Consider the following 10,096-nt stretch of genomic DNA (forward strand, 5'->3'; position numbering starts at 1 on the left):
ATGCACACCTCCACTCAGCCTCCCGAAGGGGCGGGCAGATCAAAAGCTGAAGGCGAGCTAACGCTCGGCCTGATGAGTGGTGAAGGTCAACAGCGTGTACGCGGCGTTTTGATTTTTGTGGGAGCGGGCTTGCTCGCGAAGGCGGCCTGACAGCCGACCAATCGCTCCCAGATACACCCCATTCCCACTGTGGGAGCTGGCTTGCCAGCGAAGACTACCCAACAGCCAACCAATCACTCCCAGATACACCCCATTCCACTGTGGGAGCTGGCTTGCCCGCGAAGGCGGCCTGTCAGCCGACCAGTCACTCCCAGCCACCCCCCATTCCCACTGTGGGAGCGGGCTTGCCCGCGAAGGCGGCCTGCCAGCCAACCAATCTCTCCCAGCTATACCCATCCCCCTGTGGGAGCGGGCTTGCCCGCGAAGACGGCCTGCTAGCCAACCAATCACTCCCAGCCGTACCCCATTCCCACTGTGGGAGCGGGCTTGCCCGCGATGGCGTCGTATCAGGCGCACCAATTCGAGCGGTTCGTACGCAGGCTCGCTCCGACGTTGATTTGTGTTGTGTTCAAAGCGGTAAGCCATAAAAAAAACCGCGACCCTGTCTGGGCCGCGGTTTTTATGCCTGGCGATTATTGCTGCAACACGGTTGCCCGGTTGTCGCTGCCGATCTGCTGGACGTTGGCGGTCTGGCTCATGCCGCTCTGATCAACACTGGCAATGTTCCCAGTACCGCTCTGGGTGACGTAGGCCACGTTCATGGTGTCGGCCTGTTTCACCGTGATCTGGTTGTCGCTGCCCCACAGTTGGTTGGTGTAGGCCTGGTTGCCCGAGCCGGACTGGTCGAACTCGGTGCTGTTGCCGCTGCCGTTGCTGGTGCCTTGTGCCAGGTTGGTGGTGCCGCGCTGGTCGGCGATGAGGATGTTGTCGCTGCCGTTCTGGTCGAAGTACAGCTCGTTGTAGGAGTCGGCCTGGCTAATTTTGGTTGTGTTGCCGGTGCCGGTCTGGTTCGTGGTCATGATGTGGCCGACGCCGTCCTGGGTGAAGTTGGCGACGTTGTTGCTGCCGTTCTGGTTGATGGTCGCGCGTTGGTTGCTGCCGAATTGGCCGCCGGTTTGCGGGCCTTTCCAGTTGCTGGCGTAGACCTTGTTGCCAGTGCCGACGGAGGTGGCGTTGAGCACATGGCTGTCGCCACTTTGATAGGTGAAATGCACGTTGCTGGTGCCTTGCTGGTACAGCGCCAGGGTCGAGCCGACGGATTCGAACTGGTCGGCGTAAATGGCGTTGAGGTCGCCGACTTGCAGCACCTGGGCGCTGTTGTTTTCGCCGAAGCTCTGGTCGACCACGGTTTCGTTGGTTTGCCCGTATTGGTTGACGGTGGCCTGGCTGGCGGTTTGGCTGTCTTGCCAGACTTCGGTGGCGTTGAAGTCGCCAAACTGGTTGACGGTCAGGTTGCCGCCGATGCCGTCGCGCTGGTCGCCGTAGGCATAGTTGTCGCCGCCGGCCTGGTTGAGGTTGATCTGGCCGCCCATGTGGTTGATTTGCTCGGCAGTGGCGTAGTTGGTGGTGCCGTACTGGATGATCAGCGCGTTGTTGCCCACACCGAGCTGGATTTGCTCGATGTTGGCTTCGTTGTTGTCACCGAACTGGAAGGTCTGGCCTTGGGTGCCTTCCTGGCTGTCCTGGTAGACGAACGAGAAGTTGCCGCTGCCTTGCTGTTGCTGCAGCACTTGGTTGCCGCCGACGCCGATCGACTGGCTGGCGTGGCTGGTGTTGAAGGCGCCGATTTGTTGCTGGGCGATGGTGCTGCCGTCTTCGAATAGCTGCTCGGCGTAACCGGCGTTGAAATCACCGACCTGGTCCTGGGTGATGACGCCGGTCGCGGTGTCTTGCACCGACGCGGCGTCGTTGCCCTGGCCGAATTGTTGTTGGGTGGATGTGCTGAGCGGGGCCGCGGTCTGTTTCACGTCAGCGACGTTGGCGGCACCGTTCTGGTTTTGTGTGGAAACGCTGTCGTCGGCCATTGCCTGGGCACTGACGATGACCAGGATGGCGGCGGTGAGGGGCGTCAGTTTGAACATGATGAAACCTCCAAGTGGTGCAGTGCTTAGCGATATTGTTTGACCGAAACGCTCATGCCGTTCCCCGACTGGGTCACGGCGCTGGAGAGCCCCGTGCCGGCCTGGTCGATGCTGGCGTCGTTGTTATTGCCGTTCTGCGAAATCTGCGCCCGGTTGTGGCTGCCGGTCTGGGTGATGGCGGCGTTATTGCCAGAACCTTGCTGGTTGATCATGGCCATCAGGTCGCTGCCCTGTTGCAGGATGTAGGCTTCCTGATTGCTGCCCGACTGGACGATGGTGCCGAGCAGCGACTGACCGTTCTGCTGCAACAGCGCGACGTTGGCCTGGCCGTTCTGGTCGATCAGCGCGTGCTGGCCCACGGGTGGGGGCAGTTCGCCGAGGTCGGTGCCGGGGGCGAGGTCGTCGTTCTCCATCAAATCGTCGGCGCGCACGCCCGCGCTGCTGCAAAGCAGAAGCAGGCAGAGCAGGGCGGCGGTCGGCGTTTTCATGGCGCTGATCCTGTGCGGAGAGACCGGCCCCACCCACCGGATCGGCGGGTGGGGCGTGGGCTCAGATCGAGGTCACCGACACCGTGCGCACGGTGCCCTGGGACGAGGTGATGGTTGCGGTCGGGTTAGCCGACGGCGCCACCGTGGTGATGTTGTTCACCGTCAACCGCCAGCGTCCGGTCACCGGCACCGTGGTGGTGCCCAGGGTGACCAGCCCGGTCGGGGTGGTCACCTGGATGGTGATGGTGTTGCCGGTGGTCACCGATGAGGTGCCCGCGAAGTCCCAGGTGAAGCGGTTGTTGGAGCGGGCCGACACCGTGGCCGTGGTCACCGTGAAGGTTTCCGCCGCAGGCCTTGGCGAGACTTGCACCGTGACCGTCGCCGGAGCCGTCGACACGGCGCCGAAGCTGTCCCGGGCGAAGTAGGTGAAGGTCGTGGTGAACGCCGTGGTGACCGTGGCCGGTGGCGTATAGGTGATCACCGTGCCGTCGCTGCTGACGGTGCCGCGACCCGCTGCCGGTTGGGTCAGGCTGGCGACGCCGAGCGGCACGTTGCCTTCCGGATCGGTGTCGTTGGCCAGCACGTTGATTGGAATCGCCACCCCCAGTGTCGCGACCGCGTCGTTGACCGCGACCGGTGGCCGGTTGGGCGCCACGGTAATGGTCACGGTGGCCGGTGTGGTCGAGGCCAGGCCTTTGATGTCTTGAGCCTTGTAGGTGAAGGTCGTGGTCAGTGGCGCATTGACCACCGCTGGCGGGGTGTAGACCACCGCCGTGGTGCCGCTCAATGCCACGGTGCCTTGGCCGGCGGCCGGTTGGGTCAGCGCGCTGATGCTCAGCGGCGTGTTGCCGTCGGGGTCACTGTCGTTGGCCAGCAGGTTGAGGGTCAGCGGCACGCCGAAGCTGGTGCTGCCGGTGTCCGCGACCGACAGCGGCGCCTGGTTTTCGCCGGAATCCGGTGCGGTGCCGACGACCACCACAGGCTCGGTGTCGCTGCCGCCCGCGGCGGATTTGACCGTGACGGTGGCCGGTGGCTGGGTCAGGTCGGCGACGGTGATTTTTTGCAGCGTGCCGGATTTCGACAGGCGTCCGTAGCCCTGCGCAACCATGTCAGGCACCGCCACTTCATCGCTGGAAGTCGCCTCGATCAGCAGGCTGTGATTGCTCCAGGTGTAGCGCGCGGTCTGGATTTTCACCAGGTCGGTGAGCTTGCTCGAGACCGCTGTCGGGCGCGTGGTGCCGGCCGGGTTGGTGGCGGTGACCACCACGACCGGAGGCACCACGCCGTTGAACAGGTGTTGGCCGAAGAACAACCCGGTGTTGTCGCCGGCGAGGGTGGTTTGGCAAGGCGACTGCGGTGGTCCTGGCACCAGCGCGATGGATTCACGGAAACACAGCGTCGAGCTGTTGTCCGCTTTCGAAAATACTTCAACCCGGGTGCTGGAACCGCTGCCCGATGTGGTGCGGTGGTAGGTGGCGCGGTTGATCTCGACCGGGGTTTGCGCACGGTTGTCGAGGACCTTGCCGGACACGGTGAACAGGTTGGTCTGGATCGTCCCCGCCGGCCCGGTGATACGCACAAAGTTGGTGTTGTTGGGGCTGCCGGTCACCGCTTCGGTGAGGTTCGGGTCGCCGACAAAGGTTTCCACCGCGCCGGTGTCCGGGTTCACTTCGGTGTACGGGCCGTTGACGCTGCGCAGGAACGGGCCGATGGCGCCGGCCACCGCGCCACTGAAGTTGCCCGGTGCGCCGATGCCGATGTCGCGGGTGATGTTGATCGCGCGCCGGCCGGGGGCGGTGACGTTGACCGTTTCCACGCCGTACGGGTGCGTGATGGTGTAGGTCCCGGCAGTTGGCACGTTCACCCGGATGCGAATCCGCGCGAAGCTTTGCTGATCGCCGTCGATAGGGTTTTCCGAGGCGAACGCCGCTTCGATCCCGGCCACGTAAGCGTCCATTCCATAACCGGCGCCGTTGTTGGCAATGTTGGTTTCGGCGAGGAACCAGAACGCTTCCGGCGGCCAGTTATCGGGGAACACCATCGGCTGCGAATCGTCGTAGATTCCCGGTTCTGCCAGCAGGGTGCACATGTAGGCCGGTGGCACGGCCGCCGGCACCCGCGAGCTTGTGGCCCGGGACTGGCAGAGTTCCATCGACAGCAGATTGTTGTCCTGATACCACATCGGGAATTTCCCGGTGGCGAAGGTATAAGGGCCAGGGTCGACAGCGGCGAGTTGCGCGAAAGCGCTGCCGGACAGCGATAAAGTCAGTCCCAGGGCGTTGAGCGCCAGGCGTGGCCAATTGTTCATGATGCCTCCTGATGAGGATCTGCACATGTGAGCGTTCATTGCACGATGACCACTTCTTCGGTATCGCTGCCGCCATTGGATGACGTCACCCGAACCTTGGCCGGTGGAATCGGCGAGATCCCGGTCGACAGGCTTTTCACCGCACCGTCGCCGCTGAGGGCACCGATGGCGGCGCCGCTGATCGACGTTGCAGTCAGTACCGGCGGCGAAGTTTCATCGCTGGTCGAAGCCACCAACGTGATCTGCCCGGTGCTCAGGCTGTACTCGGCGCGCTGAATCACCACCAGGTCGGTCAACGCCATCGGCAGCGTGGTCGCGGTGCTGGCCGGGATGGCCACGTGGTTGTCGGCGGTCAGTTGCAAGGTGGTCGGCAACGTCGGATTCGCCGCCGATTGCGCATACCAACTGCCGGTGCCGTTGAGTTCTTTGAGGTTCAACACCGGGCTGTTGCTGGTCAGCGCCACAGTGGCTGGCGGCGGTGGCGCCAGCACGAACACATCCTGTTGAGCCACCGGCGCGCTTTGGCCGGCCTTGCGCGAATAGGTGCTGCGCTGGGTGATCATCGGCGTTGGCCGCACCACCGCAGACAACTTGCCGGAGACCGCAAACACGGTGCTGGTCAGGTCGATGCCGTTGGGGCCTTCGATGCGGATGAAGTTGGTGTTGAAGGGGCTGCCGGTTACCGCTTCGTCGATGTTCGGATCACCGATGAATTGTTCGGCGGCGCCGGTCACCGGGTTGGTCTCGGTATACGGGCCGTTGACGCTGCGCAGGAACGGCCCGACGTCACCCTTGAGCGCGCCGTCATAGGTGCCCGCCGAACCGATGCCGATGTCACGGGTCATGTTGATTGCGCGGCGGCCGGGGGTATCGACGGTGAAGGCTTCAACGCCGTAAGGGTGTGTGACGATGTAGGTCCCGGCGGCAGGCACGTCGATGCGGATGCGGATCCGCGCAAAACTGATCTGATCGTTCTCGGCCGGATCGCCACCACCGAACGCCGCTTCAATGGCCGAGCCGTAGCTCAAATTGATCCCGCGCGCCGCATCGACAATCGCCCCGTCGGCAGTGAACCAGAACGCTTCGTCAGGGAAATTGGTCGGAAACACCAGCGGCTGGTTGTCGTCGAAAATACCGGGCGCCGGCAGCAGCGAACACATGTAGGTCGGTGCGCCTGGCGCGCTCGGCACCCGGGAACTGACGGCCTTGGACAGGCACAGGTCGAGGGTCCGGCCGTGGGTATCCTGATACCAGGCCGCGAACTTGCCATTGGCAGGCACATAAGGCCCGGGATCGACCGCAAACAACGCCGCCTGGGCGACGCTTTGGGCCAGCGCGGAGACGACCAGCACGGTCGCGGTTTTGGACAGTAAAGGGTGCATGAGTATTCCCTCTATCAGAGTACCTGCCCCTTGGGGATGGGTCAGTTGAGAGGGATTTGGCAACTTCCATACCAACGCGTTGAAAGCAGCGGGAGAGGCCCGTCGCCCAAGGCGTGGCGTGTTGCGATGGGCTGATGGCGTGAAACGCGGAAGCGGGCGACTGTCCCCAGTGTTGGGGGTGGCTGGGGACAGTGGGTTATGTGTCGCCGCTGGGCGGGAAAGCGGTAAAAGCGAGGGGAGGAAGTTACTCAGGAATAGGGTGGGGCTTTGGGGCTACCAGGAGCCGTAGGGCACGCCGAATTTTTCGACGTAGGCTTTTGAAACCGCTGATAGCGGCCGATGTTTGCCCCCGGATTCCCCTTCATAAGGACCACGTGGATCGATTTCGGCTTTTACTCGTGTGACTTCAATGGGTGTCAGGCAGGGACCTACTACCCAAACTTTGGCGATCCCACCAGGTGCCAAACCTACAACTATTGCTTTGCGATAACCTGTGATCCATTTTCCATCGGCAGCACAAAAAGTCTTTTCACCCTTTCGCATGATCTCTCTGGTTGAGTCGGAAATAGAGATAGCCATTTTGTAAGTTTGGGGCTCGACCATTGATTGCCAGCGAACGTAGATCGTTTTCGGTAGATCCGCCCCTTTTACATATTTACCTTTCCCCCAACCCGGTTTTGCGGGCCAGCCTTTTGGATATCCAGAGCTGTTGGGGGGCCTCTGTATAGCAGCATTACCACTCATGGCCCGTCTGTAGACGTTACCTTGCATATCTATCACGTCCGCCGTTTCGATCCAGACCTCCATATAGTCAGGTGCGAAGAAGCCCAAGCGCCACGCGTCGTAGGGCAATGACTCGCTATTGGCAGATGTACAGCCGCTGAGTAACAGCGCAACTATTGCGACATGCAAGAGTTTATTAATCAGCATGTCGGACTGCATCACTACCAGGAGCCATAGGGGATGCCAAACTTTTCGACATAGGCCTTAGGCGCGTCGGAGGGAGGGTCGTATTTTCCACCTGATTGCCCTTCATAGGGGCCACGGGGATCAATCTCGGCTTTTACTCGCGTGACTTCGATTGCAGGAAGGCAGGGCCCCATCACCCAGACTTTGGCAATGCCGCCAGGGGCAAGGCCTATGACCAGTGCTTCGCGATAATCAGTAATAACTTTGCCATCAAAGGCGCAAAAAACCTTCTCTTTCTTGCGCATGATTTCTCTTGTCGACTCCGGGATGTCGATAGTCATTTTGTAGGTTTGGGGTTCTACCAGAGACTGCCAGCGAACGTAGATCTGTTTCGGTAAATCCGCATTTTTTACATATTTACCCTTACCCCAGCCGATTTTTGCAGGCCAGCCTTTGGAGTTGCCAGTGTTGTTCGCAGGCGTCAAGGCTTCAGCAGTACCACTCATGGCGCGCCTATAGACGTTATCCTGCATATCTATGACGTCAGCTGTTTCGATCCATACCTCCATATAGTCAGGTGCGAAGAAGCCCAAGCGCCAAGCGTCGTAGGGCAATGACCCGCTATTGGCAGATGTGCAACCACTGAGTAACAACGCAATAGCGGCAATACGAAAGAAGCTATTCATTAGGGTGCACCGTACGCTTAGAGTCGTCGTTGGGACGGTTGATGAAGACCACATCTAGATCGCTGTTATTGAAGTTCTTGGCTGCATTCCAATTGTCGGACAGGTGAACGTACCGTTGAAAAAGCAACTCTTCTTCTTGTGAATTCAGCCCAGTTGTCGAGCTTTTGCCCAATGAGTAGTTCATCAGCTTTTCAGAAATTAGAACGAGTTCGGAAGGGAGCGACAGCCTTGGATTGTTTTCCATGATCTTTCGAAAAGGCACTCCATTTTCTACCGCCAGCTCACGCATGATCCGTAAGTAGATCAACGATAGATCACTTCGAACCTCGCGTTGGCTACTCACTGCGGCATACACGTGTTTCATATTGACTCGATTGTCCTTGCCAGTGGTGCGATATGGCACTTCCCACGTCCGCACCTCCAGAGGCAGATTGTATTGCGCCAATTGGTCTTGCAGCCTTCTTAAATCTTGCTGCGCAAGCTTGTAGCTATTGGCTTCAGTAAATGCTGTTTTTTCTTCGACATCACTTCTACGTGGTTTGCTAAGCAGTACCCGTTCTATTGCTTTCGGTAGATACCCACCGCCGAGGTCAGAGTGCACTCCGGGTAAGATAATGTCTGCCGAGCCGGCACTGTTCAGCGAGAAGTTATAACGGCGCTCATTTCTAGCGACCAAGTGGACAACTTTTTTGGCCACATCTGGAGCCAGAACTATATTGATTCCGGGGTTGCTCGCGTTATGCCCATTGAGATCCGCTACCAATGGGTTGGCAATGGCCGCGACCGTGTCGTAGATACCGATAAAATTAATTGATACATCGGAATGCGCCGCCCATGCAAAGCCATCAGCTAGTCCAGATGAACCTACGGGAATCGCTTTCGCTAAAATACTTTCGTTACCTTTTAGTACTTCATTAGCAAAATCCCGTGCGGCCGCCGCACCACGACTGAATCCGAAAATATCAAACTCAATCCGATTGATACGTTTATCCGGATTGTTTAGCCCGAGAGTACGTAGCGCTTTAGCCAAGAGCGCAGGCGTTTCTTCAACTCGAGCCCTGACACCTTGAGCCCCCAAGCCAGTACCCTGTGAGTAAAGGGAGTCCTCTCCAGTGCTGCTGGTGCCAATACCCTCCACGTAAATCGCCAAATTCGCCGTCTTGGCATCAATAGGTAAAGCTAAAGTCCCTTGTTGGTCATACAAGTCATACAACTTCGCCACATTACTGCTGTCATTCCCATAACTGTTATCCGGCGAACTCCCTTTACCGTCATACCCATGCGCCGCGCAGAACTGACGAATATCCTCCGCCGATTCCTCCAGATTCACATCCGGCGCAAAGCAGCCAAACACGCGCTCGCTGTTGCTGCGGTTGTTCCCCGTTCCATCAAAGAACACCCCGATCCGCAAGGTGATGTTTCCCTCATCGAGTTCTTCCTCTTCTTCCTCCTCTTCAAGCTCTTCTTCCTCCGGCGGTGGCGCCGGGTCAGAGGTGGCGTTGAACTTCCCTACTGGCGGGGCGCTTAACAGTTTTCCCGCTGCGGCTGCGGCAGCCACGCCCGGAATGATCGGCGCAAGAATCTGAATCCCGCTGCCCACCCCAGGCGCACCGCCCGAATTGGTCTTCACCTCCGCCCCGCTGATCGTCACTCCACCCGCATCCACCTTGACGAAACTCCCGCCAGCCTTGGCCGTCAGTTCCATCCCGCCTTCAACCACGACTGTGTCCCCGGCGTGGTAGTGGATCTCTTGCCCGGCCTCGACAAACTGCGCCGTGCCCACCTTCACATGCTGGGTTACGCCCACCGTCAGGTGATCGTCCGCCCGCGCTTCGGTCTTGCGATCCAGCTGCGTGATCCGGTGTTCTTCGACCTTGAATTCGCTGAAGACATTGGCCTCGACCGTGTCGTGCCGCTCGTTGCCGATGTGGATTTTCTGGTCGTGCTCGATGTTTTCATCCCAGTCGCGCTGGGCGTGCAGGTAGATCTGTTCCGCGCCTTTTTTGTCTTCGATCCGAAACTCGTTGTAGCCCTTGCCGCCCGGCGAGCTCAGGGTTTTGAAGGTGCTGCGGGTTTTGTTGGCCGGCAGGTCGTAGGGGACGACGTTTTCCTTATGGAACAGGCAGCCGGTGATCAGTGGTTGGTCGGGGTCGCCTTCCATGAACGACACCAGCACTTCCATGCCGACGCGCGGGATGGCGATGCCGCCGTAGGCACTGCCGGCCCAGCCGGTGGCGACGCG

General features: G+C 59.9%; 7 protein-coding genes. All 7 read right to left on the minus strand.

The window, feature by feature from the left end; genetic code table 11:
• Window positions 1-632: 632 nt before the first annotated feature.
• Window positions 633-2,081, minus strand: coding sequence for a curlin (locus tag ACQKP4_RS27285; protein WP_427637106.1), 1,449 nt, complete (start codon window positions 2,079-2,081; stop codon window positions 633-635).
• Window positions 2,082-2,107: 26 nt separating this feature from the next.
• A complete protein-coding gene (locus ACQKP4_RS27290; protein ID WP_427637107.1) occupies window positions 2,108-2,569 on the minus strand; it encodes a curlin in 462 nt (153 codons plus the stop codon).
• 61 nt (window positions 2,570-2,630) lie between these two features.
• Entirely contained in the window at window positions 2,631-4,877 is a 2,247-nt protein-coding gene (locus tag ACQKP4_RS27295) for an Ig-like domain-containing protein (RefSeq protein WP_427637108.1), read from the minus strand.
• Window positions 4,878-4,912: 35 nt separating this feature from the next.
• Window positions 4,913-6,259, minus strand: a complete 1,347-nt coding sequence (locus ACQKP4_RS27300; protein WP_427637110.1) for a hypothetical protein — start codon at window positions 6,257-6,259, stop codon at window positions 4,913-4,915.
• Between the two features lie 273 nt (window positions 6,260-6,532).
• Window positions 6,533-7,189, minus strand: coding sequence for a DUF2931 family protein (locus ACQKP4_RS27305; protein WP_427637112.1), 657 nt, complete (start codon window positions 7,187-7,189; stop codon window positions 6,533-6,535).
• A gap of 14 nt (window positions 7,190-7,203) precedes the next feature.
• The gene (locus ACQKP4_RS27310; protein ID WP_427637114.1) at window positions 7,204-7,854 is read right to left on the minus strand and encodes a DUF2931 family protein; all 651 of its coding nucleotides are present in this window, start codon (window positions 7,852-7,854) and stop codon (window positions 7,204-7,206) included.
• A partial coding sequence (locus ACQKP4_RS27315; RefSeq protein ID WP_427637115.1) for a bacteriophage T4 gp5 trimerisation domain-containing protein occupies window positions 7,847-10,096 on the minus strand: 2,250 nt, incomplete at its 5' end. The genes ACQKP4_RS27315 and ACQKP4_RS27310, both read right to left, overlap by 8 nt.

This window comes from Pseudomonas sp. NPDC086278 (assembly GCF_050280905.1).
Taxonomy (GTDB): domain Bacteria; phylum Pseudomonadota; class Gammaproteobacteria; order Pseudomonadales; family Pseudomonadaceae; genus Aquipseudomonas.